Source organism: Pseudomonas hamedanensis (assembly GCF_014268595.2).
Lineage (GTDB): Bacteria > Pseudomonadota > Gammaproteobacteria > Pseudomonadales > Pseudomonadaceae > Aquipseudomonas > Aquipseudomonas hamedanensis.
Genome location: NZ_CP077091.1, coordinates 2743509 through 2762142 on the forward strand (window position 1 = coordinate 2743509; position 18634 = coordinate 2762142).

Genomic DNA, 18634 nt, shown 5'->3' on the forward strand with positions numbered 1-18634 from the left:
GTTGTCTATTCGCGCCCTACCTTAAGGGAGAGGCGCGCTGAGGTCGAGATTAAAAATTCAGGTTGTGCACAAGCGCAATAATGGCACTTGCCGGTCAACGGTATTGGAGGAAGACGTTGTCTCGCCCGAACTGGTCACGCAGTGCTTGAATCAACGCATCCGCCGGGTCGATCCGCCAGGTCTCGCCGAACTGCAGCAAGGTCTTCGCTTCGGGGCTGGTGTACTCCATGGTGATCGGGCAGGCGCCACGATGACGCTTGAGCAACTCACCCAACCAGCGTAGCTGATCGCCTTTGAGGTCCTGGGTGTGCAGTTTCAGGCGCAAGCTCTCGGCCAGGTTGGTGCGCGCATCCTCCATGCTCATCACCCGCTTGACCCGCAGGCGCAGGCCGCCGGAGAAGTCGTCGTTGCTGACTTCGCCTTCGACCACCACCATCGCGTCGGTCTGCAACAGCGATTGCGCCGAATGGAACGCTTCGGCAAACAGCGACGCCTCGATCCGCCCCGAGCGGTCGTCGAGGGTGATGAAGCCCATCTTGTCGCCCTTTTTGTTCTTCATCACCCGCAGGGCAATGATCATTCCCGCCACGGTCTGGGTGTCGCGGGCCGGTTTCAGGTCGATGATGCGCTGACGGGCGAAACGGCGAATCTCGCCTTCGTACTCGTCAATCGGGTGACCGGTCAGGTACAGGCCCAAGGTGTCTTTTTCACCTTTGAGGCGTTCCTTCAGGGTCAGCTCCTTGGCCTTGCGATGGCTGGCGTAAACATCGGCGTCTTCCTCGACGAACAAGCCGCCAAACAAGTCGGCGTGACCGGAGTCGTGGGTACGCGCGGTCTGCTCGGCAGCCTTGATCGCCTCTTCCATCGCCGCCAGCAGCACGGCGCGGTTGCGGTCGATGTTGGCCTGATAAGCCTTTTGCTCGTCATGGAAGTACGGGCCCAGACGATCCAGGGCACCGCTGCGGATCAAACCGTCGAGGGTGCGCTTGTTGATGCGTTTGAGGTCGACGCGGGCGCAGAAATCGAACAGATCCTTGAACGGACCGGCCTGACGCGCTTCAGTGATCGCTTCCACCGGACCTTCACCGACGCCTTTGATCGCGCCGAGGCCGTAGACGATGCGGCCGTCGTCGTTCACCGTGAACTTGAACTCAGAGGTGTTCACGTCCGGCGCGTCGAGGCGCAGCTTCATCGTGCGCACTTCTTCGATCAAGGTCACGACCTTGTCGGTGTTGTGCATATCCGCCGAGAGTACCGCGGCCATGAACGGCGCCGGATAGTGGGCTTTCAGCCAGGCGGTCTGGTACGACACCAGGCCGTAGGCGGCGGAGTGGGATTTGTTGAAGCCGTAACCGGCGAATTTTTCCACCAGGTCGAAAATGTTACCGGCCAGATCGGCGTCGATGCCGTTGGTCGCACAACCTTCAATGAAGCCGCCGCGCTGCTTGGCCATTTCTTCGGGTTTTTTCTTACCCATGGCTCGCCGCAGCATGTCCGCACCGCCGAGGGTGTAACCGGCCATGACCTGGGCAATCTGCATCACCTGTTCCTGGTACAGGATGATGCCGTAAGTCGGTGCCAGGACTGGCTTGAGGCCGTCGTACTGGTAATCCGAGTGCGGGTAGGCCAATTCGGCGCGACCGTGCTTACGGTTGATGAAGTCGTCCACCATGCCCGATTGCAGCGGACCTGGACGGAACAGTGCCACCAGTGCGATCAAGTCTTCCAGGCAGTCGGGCTTGAGCTTTTTGATCAGCTCTTTCATGCCCCGCGACTCAAGCTGGAACACCGCCGTGGTTTCGGCTTTTTGCAGCAGCGTGTAGGTCGGTTTGTCGTCCAGCGGGATAAACGCGATATCCAGTGGCGGCTCGTTGACCTTGGCGCGGTCGCGGTTGATGGTTTTCAGCGCCCAGTCGATGATCGTCAGGGTTCGCAGGCCGAGGAAGTCGAACTTCACCAGACCGGCCGCCTCAACGTCGTCCTTGTCGAACTGGGTCACCAGACCGTCGCCGGCCTCGTCGCAGTAGATCGGCGAGAAGTCGGTCAGCTTGGTCGGCGCGATGACCACACCACCGGCGTGTTTACCGACGTTACGCACCACGCCCTCGAGCTTGCGCGCCATTTCCCAGATTTCCGCCGCTTCTTCATCGACCTTGATGAAGTCACGCAGGATTTCTTCCTGCTCGTAGGCTTTTTCCAGGGTCATGCCGACTTCGAACGGAATCATCTTCGACAGGCGATCGGCCAGGCCGTAGGACTTGCCCTGCACCCGCGCCACGTCGCGGACCACAGCCTTGGCGGCCATGGAACCGAACGTGATGATCTGGCTGACCGCATTGCGGCCGTACTTCTCGGCCACGTAGTCGATCACCCGGTCACGGCCGTCCATACAGAAGTCGACGTCGAAGTCGGGCATCGAGACCCGTTCCGGGTTGAGGAAACGTTCGAACAGCAGGTCATATTCCAGCGGGTCGAGATCGGTAATCTTCTGGACATAAGCCACCAGCGAGCCGGCACCCGACCCCCGGCCAGGACCGACCGGCACGCCGTTGCTCTTGGCCCACTGGATAAAGTCCATCACGATCAGGAAGTAACCGGGGAAGCCCATCTGGATGATGATATCCAGCTCGAAATTCAAGCGGTCGACATAGACCTGGCGCTTGGCTTCGTAATCTTCGGTGGTGTCCTTGGGCAGCAGTACCGCCAGTCGTTCTTCGAGACCGTCGAAGGAGACCTTGCGGAAATATTCGTCGATGGTCATGCCATCGGGAATCGGGAAGTTGGGCAAAAAGTGGGTGCCCAGTTTCACTTCGATGTTGCAGCGTTTGGCGATCTCGACGGTGTTTTCGACAGCGTCGGGAATGTCGCTGAACAGCTCGATCATTTCCTCGGCGCTTTTCAGGTACTGCTGATCGCTGTAATTCTTCGAACGCCGCGGATCGTCGAGGGCACGGCCCTCACCGATGCACACGCGGGTTTCGTGGGCGGCGAAGTCTTCCTGCTTGATGAAGCGCACATCGTTGGTCGCCACCAACGGCGCGCCAAGCTTGTCGGCGAGCGCCACGGCACCGTGCAGTTGCTCTTCGTCGTTCGGGCGGTTGGTGCGCTGGATTTCCAGATAGAAACGATCCGGGAACACCGCCATCCACTCGCGCGCCAAGGCCTCGGCCTCTGCCGGGTTGCCGCCAATCATGGCCATGCCGATCTCGCCTTCTTTGGCGGCGGACAGCATGATCAGGCCTTCGCTGGCCTCGGCGACCCACTCGCGCTCGACGATGACCATGCCGTTGCGCTGGCCTTCAATGAAACCGCGCGAGATCAACTCGGTCAGGTTGCGATAGCCCTTGGCATTCATCACCAACAGGCTGATGCGGCTCAGCGGCGCATCCGGATCCTTGTTCGCCAGCCACAGGTCGGCGCCGCAGATCGGCTTGATGCCTGCGCCCATGGCGTTTTTATAGAACTTGACCAGCGAACACATGTTGTTCTGATCGGTGACCGCGACCGCCGGCATGTTCATGCCCGTCAGCGCCTTGACCAGCGGCTTGATTCGCACCAGCCCGTCGACCAGGGAGTATTCAGTGTGCAGGCGTAGATGAACGAATGAAGCCGGCATAGTGATCCTGTCCAGTTACATGGAAACAACAAGGCCCGGATTGTACCGGGCCTCGAACAAAACATCAGCCTTGCGACTAAACCTGCGTCAGGCTTTCCAGCGCCTCGTAAGCCAGGCGTACCGGGGCGAACGAGCGGCGGTGAATCGGCGTCGGACCGAGCCGTGCCAACGCTTCCAGATGAACGGGGGTCGGGTAGCCTTTATGACCGCCGATGCCGTAGCCCGGATAGATCAATTCGAACGCTGCCATTTCGCGGTCGCGACTGACCTTGGCCAGAATCGACGCCGCCGCGATCGCTGGCACCTTGCCGTCGCCCTGAATCACCGCCTCAGCGCGCATCGGCAGTTGCGGGCAGCGGTTGCCGTCGATCATCGCCAGTTTCGGCTGGATGTGCAGGCCGGCCACCGCACGCTGCATCGCCAGCATGGTCGCGTGGAGGATGTTCAGCTCGTCGATTTCTTCGACCTCGGCACGGGCAATGCACCAGCTCAGGGCCTTTTCGCAAATCTCGTCGTAGAGCTTTTCGCGCTTGGCCTCGGTGAGTTTCTTCGAGTCGTCGAGACCAAGGATCGGCCGGTTCGGGTCGAGGATTACCGCCGCCGTCACGACTGCACCGCACAACGGGCCGCGGCCGACTTCATCGACACCGGCGACCAATTCTTCGACTTCAGCGACCAGGGTGAAATCCAGGCCCATCTGCATGCTTGCCTTGCTCATCGTTTTTCGCCGATCAGGTTAAGGACGGCGTCCGCCGCCTGATTGGAAGCATCGCGCCGCAATGTGCGGTGGATCTCGTCGAAGCCGCGGGTCTGTTCCTCACCGCCGTCAATCAATGGTGACAGGGTCTGCGCCAAGGCCTCGACCGTTGCGTCATCCTGCAACAGCTCCGGCACCAGCAAGCGCTGGGCGAGCAGGTTCGGCAACGAGACGTATGGACTCTTGACCATGCGCTTGAGGATCCAGAACGTCAGCGGCGCCAGACGATACGCCACCACCATCGGCCGCTTGTACAACAGCGCTTCAAGGGTCGCGGTGCCGGAGGCGATCAACACGGCGTTGCAGGCGGCCAAGGCCAGATGCGATTTGCCGTCGAGCAGCGTCACCGGCAGATCTCGACCGGCCAGCAGGGTTTCGATTTGCTCACGACGCTCAGGATTGGCGCACGGAATCACAAAACGCAACCCCGGGCGCATCGCGCGCAGGCGTTCGGCAGTGTCGAGGAACAGCGCGCCGAGGCGACTGACTTCACCGCCACGGCTGCCCGGCATCAGGGCCACCAGCGGCCCGTCGGGCAAGCCCAGCTCGGCACGCGCGGCGGCGCGATCGGCTTCCAGCGGAATGGTATCGGCCAGGGTGTGGCCGACGAAACGCACCGGCACGCCTTTTTCTTCATAGAATCGGGCTTCGAACGGCAGCAACGTGAGCATCAGGTCGCAGCCTTCGCGGATCTTCAGCACACGCTTTTGTCGCCACGCCCACACCGACGGGCTGACGTAGTGCACGGTCTTGATCCCGGCCTGACGCAGCTTGAGTTCGATATTGAGGGTGAAGTCCGGCGCGTCGATGCCAATGAACACGTCCGGCTTCTGAGCGATCAGCGTGGCGATCAGGTCCTTGCGGCGTTTAAGCAGCTCGCGCAGCCGACCGAGAACTTCCACCAGGCCCATGACCGACAAGCGTTCCATCGGGAAATACGACGTCAGGCCTTCGGCCTGCATCAGCGGACCGCCGACGCCGATAAATTCGATCGCCGGGTGTTGAGCCTTGAGCGCACGCATGAGGCCGGCGCCGAGAATGTCACCGGAAGCCTCACCCGCCACCAGCGCAATACGCAGACTGGCCATAATCAGCGGGTGATGCCGCGAGTCGACGCCTGGATCGAATCGCGGAACACGGCGACTTCAGGGAACTGCGCAGAAGGTTCGACCAGTTCGGCCAACGCCTGCTCGACCGTCAGCCCTTGGCGATAGACGGTTTTATAGGCGCGACGCAGCGCATGGATCGCATCTTCGCTGAAGCCACGACGGCGCATGCCTTCGAAGTTCATGCTGCGGGCTTCGGCCGGGTTGCCGAATACCGTGACAAACGCCGGAACGTCCTTGCCGATCGCCGTGCCCATGCCGGAAAAGCTGTGGGCGCCGATGTGGCAATACTGATGCACCAGGGTGAAACCGGAGAGGATCGCCCAATCATCAACATGCACATGGCCCGCCAACGCGGTGTTGTTGACCAGAATGCAGTGGTTGCCGATGACACTGTCGTGACCGATGTGGGCATAGGCCATGATCAGGTTGTGATCACCCAGCGTGGTTTCCGAGCGATCCTGAACGGTGCCACGGTGAATGGTCACGCCTTCGCGGATGACGTTGTGGTCACCGATCACCAGGCGGGTTTCCTCGCCCTTGTACTTCAGATCCGGGGTGTCTTCGCCTACCGAAGAGAACTGGTAGATGCGATTGTGTTTACCAATGCGGGTCGGCCCCTTGAGGATCACATGCGGCCCGATCACGGTACCCTCGCCGATTTCCACACCTGCGCCGATGATCGACCACGGGCCGACCTCGACGCCGTCAGCCAGGACGGCAGACGGATCGATGATTGCGCGAGGGTCAATCAAACTCATACTTTTTGTTCCGCACAGATGATCTCGGCCGAGCAGACCGGCTTGCCATCCACCGAAGCCTGGCACTCGAATTTCCAGATCTTGCGCTTGCAACTGATGAAGGTCGCTTCGAGGATCAACTGGTCGCCCGGTTTGACAGGCTGGCGGAAGCGCAGCTTGTCGGAACCGACGAAGTAGTACAGGGTGCCGTCGGCCGGTTTGACGTCAAGCATTTTGAAACCGAGGATCCCGGCAGCCTGAGCCATCGCTTCGATGATCAGCACGCCCGGCATGATCGGATGCGCCGGGAAGTGACCATTGAAAAACGGCTCATTGATGCTGACATTCTTGTAGGCGCGAATGCGCTTGCCTTCAGTGTCCAGTTCCACCACCCGGTCCACCAGCAGGAACGGGTAACGGTGAGGCAGGTATTCGCGAATCTCGTTGATGTCCATCATTTCAGGGGAAAGCCTATGTAAAGATTGGGAGCGCGACTGACGCGCACTCCTCTAGCAAATCAAGGAGGCAGTCTAGAGGCTGTGCACACTTGATATGGAAATGGTATCAGCCATCAGATGAAGCATTACCGTCAGGGGTCACTTCCCCGACGCGCTTTTCCAGCTGTTTCAACCGTCGCGCGATGTCATCGAGCTGACGAATGCGGGCCGCGCTTTTGCGCCATTCGGCCGCCGGTTGCATGGCTGTACCGGATGAGTAAGCGCCCGGCTCGGTAATCGAGTGGGTCACCATGGTCATCCCGGTCAGGAAAACGTTGTCGCAAATTTCAATGTGGCCGACCAGACCGACACCACCGGCGAGCATGCAGTGCTTGCCGATTTTGGTGCTGCCTGAAATGCCGACACAGGCGGCCATGGCGGTGTGATCACCGACCTGGACGTTGTGCGCAATCTGGATCTGGTTGTCGAGCTTCACGCCATTGCCAATCACGGTATCGGCCAGCGCGCCGCGGTCGATGGCGGTGTTCACGCCGATCTCGACATCGTCGCCGATGGTCACGCCACCAATCTGGGCAATTTTCTGCCAGACGCCTTTCTCATTGGCAAAACCGAAACCTTCGCCGCCGAGCACCGCACCGGACTGGATGACCACGCGTTTGCCGATGCGCACATCGTGATACAGCGTCACGCGCGGCGCGAGCCAGCCACCTTCGCCGATTTCACTGCGAGCACCGACGACGCAATGCGCGCCCAGCGTCACGTTTGCGCCAATCCGCGCGCCGGCTTCGATCACCACGAACGGGCCGATGCTGGCACTAGGATCGACTACCGCGTCCGCTGCAATCACCGCTGTCGAATGTATCCCCGCAGCCGCTTTTGGTTTCGGATCGAACAAATGCGAGAGGCGCGCGTAAGCCAGATAAGGATCCGGCACCACCAACGCATTTCCGGCAAAACCTTCAGCGTCGGCGTCCTTGAGCAGCAGTGCAGCCGCCTGCGAACCGGCCAGGTATTTGCGGTATTGGGGATTTGCCAGAAAGCTCAACTGAGCTGGGCCAGCCTCTTGTAAAGTGGCTAGCCCAGTAATTTGCTTCTCCGGGTCGCCACGCAGGGTGGCGCCGAGGTACTCGGCCAACTGGCCGAGTTTGATAGTCACGGTCATGGGTTACTTCAGCTGATTCATGCGCTCGATAACCTGGCGCGTGATGTCGTACTGAGGCTTGACATCGATCACTGCGCCACGCTCGAACACCAGGTCAAAACCACCTTTCTTGATGACTTCTTCCACAGCGCTGTCCAGCTTCGGCTTCAGCTGCTTGAGCATTTCGCGGTCGGCAACGGCTTTGGCTTCGTTCAGTTCCTTGGACTGGAACTGGAAGTCACGGGCCTTTTGCTTGAATTCCAGCTCCAGACGCTCACGCTCGCCCTGCTGCATCTTGTCGCCACCGGCCATCAGACGGTCCTGAATGCCTTTGGCGCTGCTTTCCAGGGTTTTCAGCTTGGTCAGTTGCGGGCCGAATTTCTTCTCGGCATCCACGGCGTACTTCTTGGCCGCGTCGGATTCCAGCAAGGCCATCTGATAGTTCAGCACGGCAATTTTCATGTCGGCAAACGCCGGGCCTGCCACCAGTACGGAGGCCAGGAGAACCAATTGAGTCAACTTACGCACGATGCACTCCTACAAAATCCATTGTCGTTATCTTGGGTCAGACGCTTAGAACGTCTGGCCGAGGGAGAATTGGAACACTTGAGTTTCAGCTTCGTCCGGTTTCTTGATCGGCATTGCCAGTGCGAAGCTCAGAGGACCCAGCGCGGTGACCCAGGTCACGCCGACACCGACGGAACTGGCCATGTTGCTCAGGCTGATGTCATTGCACTTGGTGTTGGACGAGGAACCGTTCGCGTTCGTAGTGTCCTTGCACTGCGAGTCAAACACGTTACCGACATCCCAGAATACCGAAGTACGCAGGGAGCGCTGATCCTTGACGAATGGCAGCGGGAACAGAACTTCAACACCGCCCTGGATCAGGACGTTACCACCGAACGGCAGCGGATCCTGGTCCGGGTCCGCGATGGTCCCCGGGTTGGTGCCCCGGCTCGGCGTACTGCGCGGGCCAAGCGTGCTGTCCTTGAAGCCACGTACCGAGTTGAAACCACCGGCATAGTAGTTTTCATAGAACGGCAAGCCGTCAGTCGAACCGTAGCCGTCGCCATAACCCAGCTCGGTGTGCAGACGCAGGGTGTAATTCTCAGTGATCGGCTGGAACAGCTGGCCGCGGTAATCAAGCTTGAAGAACGACAGGTCGCTGCCCGGAATAGTGGATTCCAGTGTCAGGCTCTGCGAGCGGCCACGGGTCGGCAGTACACCTTTGTTCAAGGTCGACTCGGACCAGCCGGCCGACGCCTTGAAGTTCAGGTAGTTATCGCCTTCCTTCTCAACGAAATCAAAAATCTCGTCAACGGTGTAGCGACCGGTGTTGATCTTGTCCTGCTGGGCCGACAGACCGAAGGTCAGACGCGAAGTCTCGCTGATCGGGTAACCGACGTTGACGCCAGCACCCAGACTGTCGACCGCATAGCTCGAAATATCGGCGTCGAGTTCATCATAGTCAGTGGTGCGATAGAACGCGTTGTAACCCAGGCTCACGCCATCGGCGGTCCAGTAGGGGTCAACGTAGCCGAAGTTGTAACGGCTCTGGTATTCGCTGCGGGTCAGGCCGACGCTGACGCGGTTACCGGTGCCGAGGAAGTTGTTCTGGGTGATCGAACCACCCAGAATCAGACCGGCACTCTGGGCGAAACCGACGCTGGCGGTGATCGAGCCGGACGCCTGTTCTTCAACGGCGTAGTTCACGTCAACCTGGTCGTCGACACCTGGCACGGCGGGAGTTTCAACGTTGACTTCCTTGAAGAAGCCCAGACGCTCCAGACGGGTCTTGGACTGGTCGATCAAATAGGTCGAAGCCCAGCCACCTTCCATCTGACGCATTTCACGACGCAGCACTTCGTCCTCGGACTTGGTGTTGCCACGGAAGTTGATGCGGTTGACGTAGGCACGCTTGCCCGGATCAACAGCGAACAGGATGTCCACGGTGTGGTCGTCGTCATGCGGCTGAGGCACGCCGTTGACGTTGGCGAAGGTGTAACCCTCGTTACCCAGGCGACGGGTGATCAGCTCGGAGGTGGTGGTCATCAGCTTGCGCGAGAACACCTGGCCCTTCTGCACCAGCAGCAGGGACTTGATCTGGTCTTCCGGGACTTTCAGGTCACCGCTGAGCTTGACGTCACGAACGGTGTACTTCTCGCCTTCCGTCACGTTGACAGTAATGTAGACGTGCTTCTTGTCCGGGGTAATCGATACCTGGGTCGAAGCGATGTCCATGTTGATATAGCCACGGTCCAGGTAGTAGGAACGCAGACGCTCCAGGTCACCGGACAGTTTTTCACGGGCGTACTTGTCATCGTTCTTGAAGAACGACAGCCAGTTGGTGGTTTTCAGTTCGAACAGGTCGGTCAGGTCTTCCTCGGGGAACACCGTGTTGCCCACCACGTTGATGTGCTGGATGGCGGCAACGGTACCTTCGTTGATCTTCACTTTCAGACCGACGCGGTTACGCGGCTGCGACACTACTTCAGTGTCGACGGTCGCCGAGTAGCGACCTTGCGCGACGTACTGACGTTGCAGTTCGTTACGCACGCCTTCGAGGGTGGCACGCTGGAAGATCTCGCCTTCGGCCAGACCGGATTGCTTGAGGCCCTTCATCAGGTCTTCGGTCGAGATCGCCTTGTTGCCCTCGATCTCGATACTGGCGACCGATGGACGCTCGACCACGGTGATGACCAGAACGTTGCCTTCGCGGCCCAGCTGGATATCTTGAAAGAAACCGGTTTTGAACAACGCACGAGTGGATTCCACCAGGCGACGATCATCCGCCTGCTCGCCGACGTTCAACGGCAAGGCACCAAAGACGCTACCCGCGGAGACCCGCTGGAGGCCATTGACGCGAATATCAGAGATAGTGAAGGACTCGGCGTGAACTTCGGCGATCATCAATACGGTGAGAACCGCAGTTAGCAGCAGACGTTTCATGAAGTCCTTTCTTATTCCAACTGGCAATAAACAAACTGCCGCAAAATGCGGCAGATTCGCAATTCAGCGAAGCGTTACAGACGACCCAGATCGTTGACCAGAGCAAGCAACATCACCCCGACCACCAAACTGATACCGATCTGTATCCCCCAACCTTGCACCCGATCCGACAAGGGGCGACCACGCACCCACTCGATCAGATAAAACAACAAATGCCCCCCATCCAGTACCGGGATGGGCAGCAAATTCAGAACCCCCAGGCTAATACTCAGATAAGCAAGGAAATTCAGGAAATCAGCGACGCCCGACTGGGCAGAAGCGCCCGCCACTTTAGCAATGGTTATCGGTCCACTCAAGTTTTTTACCGAGAGCTCGCCGAAGAGCATTTTCTTCAGTGAATCCAGCGTCAGAATGCTCATGGTCCAAGTGCGACGGGCGCCCTCGCCAATCGCGGCCAGCGGGCCATAACTGACCTCGCGGATCATTTCCGGCGGCCAGTCGATGGCTTTGACGCCAGCGCCCAGATAACCACTCGGCGATTTGCTTTCACCGCGCGCCGCCAGCGTCACCGGGACGTCGATTTGAGCACCCTCGCGCTCGATGCGCAGCATGATTTTGGTATCAGGGCGCGTACGAACTGTATCGACCACTTGCTGCCAGTCGTTCAGCGCCTGACCGTCGAGGGCCAGCAAACGATCACCGGTCTTCAGCCCGGCCGCCTGCGCCGGGCCTTTCGGATCGAGCTCAGCAAGCACTGGTGGCAACGCCGGACGCCATGGGCGAATGCCGAGCGAACGAATCGGATCCGGCTCGTCGGCACCTTTGAGCCAGTTATCCAGGGCCAGTTCACGGGGCGAGTCAGCGGTTGAACCCTGCTCGCGCACGACCACTTGCACCGAACCGCTTTCACCGAGGCGACGGACCAGCTGCAAATTCACCGCCGCCCAGCCGGATGTCGGCTCACCATCGATGGCAACGATTTCCTGACCCGAGGTCAAACCCGCCTTCGCGGCGATGCTGCCGGACTCGACAGCCCCGATGACCGGGCGCACCTGCTCGCTGCCAAGCATCGCCAGCACCCAGAAGAACACCAGCGCCAAAAGGAAGTTGGCGATCGGACCGGCGGCGACAATGGCGATGCGCTGGCGCACGGACTTGCGATTGAACGACTGATCGAGCTGATCGACCGGTACTTCGCCTTCGCGCTCGTCGAGCATTTTGACGTAGCCGCCCAGCGGGATCGCCGCCACGACGAACTCGGTACCTTGCTTGTCGTGCCAGCGCAGCAGCGGCATGCCAAAACCCACGGAAAAACGCAGAACCTTGACGCCACAGCGACGCGCGACCCAGAAGTGGCCGAATTCGTGAAAAGTGACCAACACTCCCAAGGCGATCAGGGTGCCGGCAATCATATAGAGCGCGCTCATCTACTTTCTCCGCAATCCTGTTCAGTGTCGCGTGCAGCCATTGTGTTGCTGATCCTATCGGCCGTGCCGACTCAACCATTGTTCCGCCAGCACTCGCGCCTTGGCGTCCGCCGTAAACACGGCATCGAGATCATCCAGCGCAACCACCGGCTCGAGGTTCAGGACTTCCTCGATGATACTCGCGATTTCCGGATAGCGAACCCGTCCGTCGAGAAACGCCGCCACCGCCACCTCGTTGGCCGCATTAAGCATCGCTGGCGCACTGTCACCGGCTTCGGCGGCCTGACGCGCCAGACGCAGACAAGGAAAACGCTGCTCATCCGGCGCTTCGAAATCCAGCCGCGCAATCGCGAACAGATCCAGCGGTGCCACACCGGAGTCGATACGCTGCGGCCACGCCAGGGCATTGGCAATCGGCGTGCGCATGTCGGGATTACCCAATTGCGCCAACACCGAGCCATCCACATAGTCGACCAGCGAATGAATGACGCTCTGCGGATGGATCACCACTTCAACCTGTGAAGGCTTGGCATCGAACAGCCAGCAGGCCTCGATCAGCTCAAGCCCCTTATTCATCATGCTCGCCGAATCCACGGAGATCTTGCGCCCCATGGACCAGTTCGGATGCGCACAGGCCTGCTCAGGTGAAACATGCACCAGCTCAGCCATCGGCGTCTGCCGGAAGGGGCCGCCAGAAGCTGTAAGTAAAATCCTTCGCACACCTACCGAACTCAAGCCACGCGCAAAATCCTGCGGCATGCACTGAAAAATCGCATTGTGCTCACTGTCGATTGGCAGCAGCACCGAACCGCTCTTGCGCACTGCCTGCATGAACAGAGCGCCGGACATCACCAGCGCTTCCTTGTTGGCGAGCAGGATCTTCTTGCCCGCCTCGACCGCCGCCAGCGTCGGACGCAGGCCCGCAGCGCCGACAATTGCCGCCATTACTGCATCGACTTCAGTCGCAGAGGCAACCTCGCACAACCCCTCCTCCCCGACCAGCACGCGGGTGGAAAGCCCGGCGGCGCGCAGATCATCCTGCAATCGGCGTGCAGCCTCGATGTTCGGTACCACGGCAAATTGCGGCACATGACGCACGCACAAGGCGAGCAATTCATTCAGGCGAGTAAAACCACTCAGCGCGAATACCTGATAACGCTCAGGATGACGGGCAATGACATCAAGGGTGCTCAGACCGATCGAGCCGGTGGCCCCGAGCACCGTAATCTGTTGTGGTCGACTCACGGTGCAGCCATCCACAGCAGGACGGCAAACAGCGGAATGGCCGCGGTCAGGCTGTCGATGCGATCCAGCACGCCGCCGTGACCGGGCAGCAGGTTACTGCTGTCCTTGATGCCGGACTGGCGCTTGAACATGCTTTCAGTGAGGTCGCCGACAACCGAGATGAAGACGATCAGCGCGGCGCCAATCAAGCCCTTAAGCAGTTCGGCGACGGTCCAGTCGCGCACCAGCCCGACGATGGCGGTGATCACCAGACTCAGCGCCAGACCACCGTAAACGCCTTCCCAGCTTTTTCCCGGGCTGACCTGCGGCGCCAGTTTGCGCTTGCCGAATTTGCGACCGGAGAAATACGCACCGATGTCCGCCCCCCAGACCAGCACCATCACCGCCATGATCAGCCAGTTGCCCAGCGGGTACTGCTTGATCTGCACCAGTCCTTGCCACGCAGGCAGCAGAATCAGCAGGCCGATCATCAGTTTGGTGGCGGCACTGGACCAGCGCTTGCTGGAGTGCGGATAGGTCAGCACCAGGTACGTCGCGACAGCCCACCACAGCACCGACGCCCCCAGCACCCACGGCGCGAGACCGGGCAGCACGTACATGACGAACAGCATCAAGGCGACGACGGCTGCAAAGCCGACACGGAACGACTGCGCGGTGAAGCCCGCAAGACGCGCCCACTCCCAGGCGCCAAGACTCACCACCAGACCAATGAACAGGGCGAAACCGGAGCCCTTGAGCAGGAAAAACCCGCACAAGGCGATCGGCAGCAGGATCAGCGCAGTGATGATTCGTTGTTTAAGCATTAAACCCGGGCTCCAGCTTCGATCTGCTCGCTCGTTTTACCGAACCGACGCTGACGCGAAGCGAAATCAGCCAGCGCATTGCGCATGGCCTCGTGTTTGAAGTCCGGCCAGAACAGGTCGGAGAAGTACAGCTCGGCATAGGCAAGCTGCCACAGCAGGAAATTGCTGATGCGATGCTCGCCACCGGTGCGGATGCACAGGTCAGGCAATGGCAAGTCACCGGTCGCCAGACAGGTTTGCAGCAGATCCGGCGTGATGTCCTCCGGACGCAGGTGCCCGGCCTGAACCTCACGCGCCAGACGCTGAGCCGCCTGCGCGATATCCCACTGACCGCCATAGTTGGCCGCGATCTGCAGGATAAAACGATTGGCACCGGCCGTCATGGCCTCGGCCTCGCGCATTGCCGCCTGAAGCTCAGGATGAAAGCGCGAGCGATCGCCAATGATGCGCAAACTGATGTTATTGTCGTTGAGGCGCTTGGCCTCACGACGCAAGGCCTTGAAGAACAGATCCATCAAGGCACTGACTTCATCGGCTGGGCGCTGCCAGTTTTCACTGGAAAAGGCGAACAGGGTCAACACTTCAACCTTGGCCTCGGCACACACCTCGATCACCGCCCGCACAGCATCCACGCCCGCTTTATGCCCGGCGACACCCGGCATAAAGCGTTTTTTCGCCCAGCGATTGTTGCCATCCATGATGATCGCGACATGGCGCGGCACCGCGGACGGCGCAGACTGCTTGGTCTTGTCCATTTAACGCTCGACCCTTATACGGCCATCAGGTCTTTTTCTTTCTCTTCCGTGGCCTTGGTGATCTGGGCCTCGGAGTCTTTGGTCAGCTTATCGATATCAGCGACGGCACGACGCTCTTCGTCTTCGCTGATTTCCTTGTCCTTGACCAGTTTCTTCAGCTCGCCCAAGGCATCGCGACGAATATTGCGCACGGCAACACGCGCGTCTTCGGCGGCGCTGCGGGCCTGCTTGGTGAAACCTTTACGAGTTTCCTCGGTCAGGGCCGGCATCGGGATCAGCAGCAACTCGCCCAGGTTGGTCGGGTTGAGGTTCAGACCGGCGCTCTGGATCGCCTTGTCGACGGCCGCCAGCATGTTGCGCTCGAAAGCCACGACTTGCAGGGTGCGCGAGTCCTTCACGGTGACGTTGGCAACGCTGCTCAACGGGGTGTCAGTGCCGTAGTAAGGCACCATCACGCTGCCGAGGATGCTCGGGTGAGCCTTGCCGGTGCGAATCTGGCCGAATGCATGGCTCAGAGATTCCAGGGATTTCTGCATACGCGCTTGGGCGTCTTTCTTGATTTCGTTGATCATTGTTGGCCTTCCTCGATCAAAGTCCCTTCAGCGCCGCCGTGTACGATGTTCAGCAGGGCGCCGGGTTTGTTCATGTTGAATACGCGCAGCGGCATCTTGTGATCGCGGCACAGGCAAATAGCGGTCAGGTCCATTACACCCAGCTTGCGATCCAGCACTTCATCATAAGTCAGATGATCGAACTTCTCGGCATGCGGGTCTTTGAACGGGTCAGCGGTGTAGACGCCGTCGACCTTGGTCGCCTTGAGCACGACATCGGCATCGATTTCGATTGCGCGCAGGCACGCTGCCGAATCGGTGGTGAAAAACGGATTGCCGGTACCGGCGGCGAAGATCACCACATCCTTGGAGTTCAGGTGGCGCATGGCTTTGCGGCGATCATAGTGATCGGTCACACCCACCATGGAAATGGCCGACATGACGATGGCCGAGATATTGGCACGTTCCAGCGCGTCGCGCATGGCCAGGGCGTTCATCACAGTGGCCAGCATGCCCATGTGGTCGCCTGTAACCCGATCCATGCCGGCTTTGCTCAAGGCTTCGCCGCGGAACAGGTTGCCACCGCCGATCACCAGACCGACCTGCACACCGATGCCGACCAGTTGGCCGACTTCCAGTGCCATCCGATCCAGCACTTTTGGATCGATCCCGAACTCTTCCGAGCCCATCAGGGCCTCGCCGCTAAGCTTGAGTAGAATGCGTTTATAGCGAGCCTGATAACCACTGCCCTGCTGAGCCATTGCGAATCTCTCCTGCGGCGTATTAAAAATTCTTTGCGAGCTGTTTACAGCTGGCGTTCACTCTAGCTTGGCGCTGCTGCAGCGCCATCGGAACATGGCTTTGTAAGTCAGTTCCGGGTGGAAACCAAATAAAAATTGGTACCCCATCTGAAAAGAGGCTGCGCGCGTAAGCGGGCAGCCTCTCTCGGGCGACAGTTGAAAAACCGTCTTATTGCTTGGCGGCAGCCAGCTGGGCAGCAACTTCTTCAGCGAAGTTGTCGACCGGCTTCTCGATGCCGTCACCTACTTTGTAGTAAGTGAAGGAGACGATTTCTGCGCCGCCTTTCTTGGCCAGCTCGCCGACCTTGATTTCAGGGTTCTTGACGAACGCCTGCTCAACCAGGCTAGCTTCTGCCAGGAACTTGCTGATACGGCCCTTGACCATATTCTCAACAATGTTTTCTGGCTTGCCTTTGATTTTCTCTTCGTTCAGCTGCAGGAACACAGCTTTTTCACGCTCGATCGCTTCAGCCGAAACTTGCGAAGGCAGCAGGAACTCAGGGTTGCTTGCCGCTACGTGCATCGCGATGTCTTTGGCCAGCTCGACGTCGCCGCCTTTCAGAGCGACAACAACACCGATCTTGTTGCCGTGCAGGTACGAACCTACAACGTCACCTTCAATGCGGGTCAGACGACGAATGTTGACGTTTTCGCCTACTTTGCCAACCAGTGCTTCGCGAGCAGATTCTTGAGCGGCGATCAGCGGAGCAGCGTCGGTCAGCTTGTCAGCGAAGGCTTTTTCAACGCTGTCAGCAACGAAGTTCTTGAAGTCGTCTTGCAGAGCGAGGAAGTCGGTCTGCGAGTTCACTTCCAGGATAACGGCAGCTTTACCGTCGTCCTTGATTGCGATTGCGCCTTCAGCGGCAACGTTGCCGGCTTTTTTCGCAGCCTTGATCGCGCCCGAAGCACGCATGTCATCAATGGCTTTTTCGATGTCGCCGTCAGCCTTTTCCAAGGCTTTCTTGCAATCCATCATGCCTTCGCCGGTACGCTCGCGCAGTTCTTTGACCAACGCTGCAGTAATTGCTGCCATTTTCAAATTCCTCTTGGATAGGTTTTCAACCATTCCACCCGACCGAACGGGCGTTCAATTCTTCCCGAACCACCCTTGTTAGCTGCCGCACGTTACAAACAGAGACGTGGGCGCCGACAAATGGTTTTCGAGGTGGCAAAAAGGGGGCCAAGCCCCCTTTTTGCTTACTGAGTCAACGCCAGGGCGTCAATTACTCAGCTGCAGCCTGAGTTTCTTCAGCTGCGAATTCAACAGTACCGCCAGCATTGTTGTTGCGACCGCGGATAACTGCGTCAGCCATCGAACCCATGTACAGCTGGATAGCGCGAATGGCGTCATCGTTGCCTGGGATGATGTAGTCAACGCCTTCCGGGCTGCTGTTGGTATCGACAACGCCGATGACCGGAATGCCCAGCTTGTTGGCTTCGGTGATCGCGATGCGCTCGTGGTCAACGTCGATCACGAACAGTGCGTCTGGCAGACCGCCCATGTCCTTGATACCGCCCAGCGAACGATCCAGCTTCTCAAGATCGCGAGTGCGCATCAGCGCTTCTTTCTTGGTCAGCTTGGCGAAAGTACCGTCTTCGGCTTGAACTTCAAGGTCACGCAGACGCTTGATGGAAGCACGAATGGTCTTGAAGTTGGTCAGCATGCCGCCCAACCAGCGGTGATCGACGTACGGCGAACCGCAACGTGCTGCTTCTTCAGCAACGATCTTGCCAGCGGAACGCTTGGTGCCGACGAACAGAATCTTGTTTTTGCCCTGGGCCAGACGCTCTACGAAAGTCAGAGCTTCGTTGAACATTGGCAGGGTTTTTTCAAGGTTGATGATGTGAATCTTGTTACGCGCGCCGAAAATGTATTTACCCATTTTCGGATTCCAGTAACGGGTTTGGTGACCGAAGTGCACACCGGCCTTCAGCATATCGCGCATATTGACTTGGGACATGATAGTTCCTTGATAAGTCGGGTTTGGCCTCCACGTATCCCAATGACCAACCAGAGGCATAAAAGCCCAAGGCACCCAGGTCATCGTGTCGACACGTGTGTGGATTTAAGCTTTTCGGGGCATCCCCGGAAAGCGGCGCATTTTATACCACAGGGTGCGCAAAAACGGAACCCGGAATATCTAACGGTACCGGGACACAGACGCAGCCCCCTTGGAATCGGCCTGATGCCCACCATTGTATAGACAGAAGCGATGCACGCAGGCGCGGATTTGCACCTTCCGTCTGTTAGAATCGCGTTTTTCAGGGTCGCCAAATGCACACGTG

Annotated in this window: 16 protein-coding genes; all 16 read right to left on the reverse strand. The window is 59.1% G+C overall.

What is annotated here, in order from left to right; all coding sequences use genetic code 11:
• Window positions 1-94 precede the first annotated feature (94 nt).
• Window positions 95-3616, reverse strand: a complete 3522-nt coding sequence (dnaE, locus tag HU739_RS11935; protein ID WP_186550188.1) for a DNA polymerase III subunit alpha — start codon at window positions 3614-3616, stop codon at window positions 95-97.
• A gap of 76 nt (window positions 3617-3692) precedes the next feature.
• Window positions 3693-4319 carry a ribonuclease HII gene (gene rnhB, locus HU739_RS11940; protein ID WP_186550332.1) on the reverse strand — a complete coding sequence of 209 codons (627 nt, stop codon included), beginning with the start codon at window positions 4317-4319 and terminating at the stop codon, window positions 3693-3695.
• Between the two features lie 11 nt (window positions 4320-4330).
• Entirely contained in the window at window positions 4331-5461 is a 1131-nt protein-coding gene (gene lpxB / locus HU739_RS11945; RefSeq protein ID WP_189684499.1) for a lipid-A-disaccharide synthase, read from the reverse strand.
• 2 nt (window positions 5462-5463) lie between these two features.
• Window positions 5464-6240, reverse strand: a complete 777-nt coding sequence (lpxA, locus tag HU739_RS11950; protein ID WP_064364255.1) for an acyl-ACP--UDP-N-acetylglucosamine O-acyltransferase — start codon at window positions 6238-6240, stop codon at window positions 5464-5466.
• On the reverse strand, window positions 6237-6677 hold the full coding sequence (gene fabZ / locus HU739_RS11955; protein ID WP_016771469.1) for a 3-hydroxyacyl-ACP dehydratase FabZ: 441 nt from the start codon (window positions 6675-6677) through the stop codon (window positions 6237-6239). The genes lpxA and fabZ overlap by 4 nt, the downstream gene beginning before the upstream one ends.
• 106 nt (window positions 6678-6783) lie before the next feature.
• The gene (gene lpxD / locus HU739_RS11960; protein WP_186550186.1) at window positions 6784-7839 is read right to left on the reverse strand and encodes a UDP-3-O-(3-hydroxymyristoyl)glucosamine N-acyltransferase; all 1056 of its coding nucleotides are present in this window, start codon (window positions 7837-7839) and stop codon (window positions 6784-6786) included.
• Window positions 7840-7842: 3 nt separating this feature from the next.
• Window positions 7843-8346 (reverse strand): OmpH family outer membrane protein, encoded by a 504-nt coding sequence (locus HU739_RS11965; protein ID WP_003222140.1) that lies wholly within the window; start codon window positions 8344-8346, stop codon window positions 7843-7845.
• Between the two features lie 45 nt (window positions 8347-8391).
• Window positions 8392-10767, reverse strand: a complete 2376-nt coding sequence (gene bamA / locus HU739_RS11970; protein ID WP_186550184.1) for an outer membrane protein assembly factor BamA — start codon at window positions 10765-10767, stop codon at window positions 8392-8394.
• Between the two features lie 74 nt (window positions 10768-10841).
• Window positions 10842-12194: a sigma E protease regulator RseP gene (rseP, locus tag HU739_RS11975; protein ID WP_186550182.1), complete on the reverse strand. Its 1353-nt coding sequence runs from the start codon at window positions 12192-12194 to the stop codon at window positions 10842-10844.
• A 54-nt stretch (window positions 12195-12248) separates the two neighbouring features.
• Window positions 12249-13439 carry a 1-deoxy-D-xylulose-5-phosphate reductoisomerase gene (ispC, locus tag HU739_RS11980; RefSeq protein WP_186550180.1) on the reverse strand — a complete coding sequence of 397 codons (1191 nt, stop codon included), beginning with the start codon at window positions 13437-13439 and terminating at the stop codon, window positions 12249-12251.
• A complete protein-coding gene (locus tag HU739_RS11985) occupies window positions 13436-14242 on the reverse strand; it encodes a phosphatidate cytidylyltransferase (RefSeq protein ID WP_186550178.1) in 807 nt (268 codons plus the stop codon). The genes ispC and HU739_RS11985 overlap by 4 nt, the downstream gene beginning before the upstream one ends.
• The gene (uppS, locus tag HU739_RS11990; RefSeq protein ID WP_186550176.1) at window positions 14242-14997 is read right to left on the reverse strand and encodes a polyprenyl diphosphate synthase; all 756 of its coding nucleotides are present in this window, start codon (window positions 14995-14997) and stop codon (window positions 14242-14244) included. The genes HU739_RS11985 and uppS overlap by 1 nt, the downstream gene beginning before the upstream one ends.
• A gap of 14 nt (window positions 14998-15011) precedes the next feature.
• Window positions 15012-15569, reverse strand: a complete 558-nt coding sequence (gene frr / locus HU739_RS11995; protein WP_186550174.1) for a ribosome recycling factor — start codon at window positions 15567-15569, stop codon at window positions 15012-15014.
• Complete coding sequence (gene pyrH / locus HU739_RS12000; RefSeq protein WP_003222124.1) at window positions 15566-16309, reverse strand: UMP kinase; 744 nt, start codon at window positions 16307-16309, stop codon at window positions 15566-15568. The genes frr and pyrH overlap by 4 nt, the downstream gene beginning before the upstream one ends.
• A 208-nt stretch (window positions 16310-16517) precedes the next feature.
• Window positions 16518-17381 carry a translation elongation factor Ts gene (gene tsf / locus HU739_RS12005; RefSeq protein ID WP_186533160.1) on the reverse strand — a complete coding sequence of 288 codons (864 nt, stop codon included), beginning with the start codon at window positions 17379-17381 and terminating at the stop codon, window positions 16518-16520.
• Between the two features lie 190 nt (window positions 17382-17571).
• Window positions 17572-18309, reverse strand: coding sequence for a 30S ribosomal protein S2 (rpsB, locus tag HU739_RS12010; protein WP_186533161.1), 738 nt, complete (start codon window positions 18307-18309; stop codon window positions 17572-17574).
• Between the last annotated feature and the right edge of the window lie 325 nt (window positions 18310-18634).

Coding starts and splice junctions, on each gene's coding strand:
- HU739_RS11985 (WP_186550178.1), bottom strand. CDS start 14,242: ATGCTTAAACAACGAATCATCACTGCGCTGATCCTGCTGCCGATCGCC.
- tsf (WP_186533160.1), bottom strand. CDS start 17,381: ATGGCAGCAATTACTGCAGCGTTGGTCAAAGAACTGCGCGAGCGTACC.
- lpxA (WP_064364255.1), bottom strand. CDS start 6,240: ATGAGTTTGATTGACCCTCGCGCAATCATCGATCCGTCTGCCGTCCTG.
- bamA (WP_186550184.1), bottom strand. CDS start 10,767: ATGAAACGTCTGCTGCTAACTGCGGTTCTCACCGTATTGATGATCGCC.
- frr (WP_186550174.1), bottom strand. CDS start 15,569: ATGATCAACGAAATCAAGAAAGACGCCCAAGCGCGTATGCAGAAATCC.
- lpxB (WP_189684499.1), bottom strand. CDS start 5,461: ATGGCCAGTCTGCGTATTGCGCTGGTGGCGGGTGAGGCTTCCGGTGAC.
- rnhB (WP_186550332.1), bottom strand. CDS start 4,319: ATGCAGATGGGCCTGGATTTCACCCTGGTCGCTGAAGTCGAAGAATTG.
- rpsB (WP_186533161.1), bottom strand. CDS start 18,309: ATGTCCCAAGTCAATATGCGCGATATGCTGAAGGCCGGTGTGCACTTC.
- uppS (WP_186550176.1), bottom strand. CDS start 14,997: ATGGACAAGACCAAGCAGTCTGCGCCGTCCGCGGTGCCGCGCCATGTC.
- fabZ (WP_016771469.1), bottom strand. CDS start 6,677: ATGATGGACATCAACGAGATTCGCGAATACCTGCCTCACCGTTACCCG.
- dnaE (WP_186550188.1), bottom strand. CDS start 3,616: ATGCCGGCTTCATTCGTTCATCTACGCCTGCACACTGAATACTCCCTG.
- lpxD (WP_186550186.1), bottom strand. CDS start 7,839: ATGACCGTGACTATCAAACTCGGCCAGTTGGCCGAGTACCTCGGCGCC.
- rseP (WP_186550182.1), bottom strand. CDS start 12,194: ATGAGCGCGCTCTATATGATTGCCGGCACCCTGATCGCCTTGGGAGTG.
- pyrH (WP_003222124.1), bottom strand. CDS start 16,309: ATGGCTCAGCAGGGCAGTGGTTATCAGGCTCGCTATAAACGCATTCTA.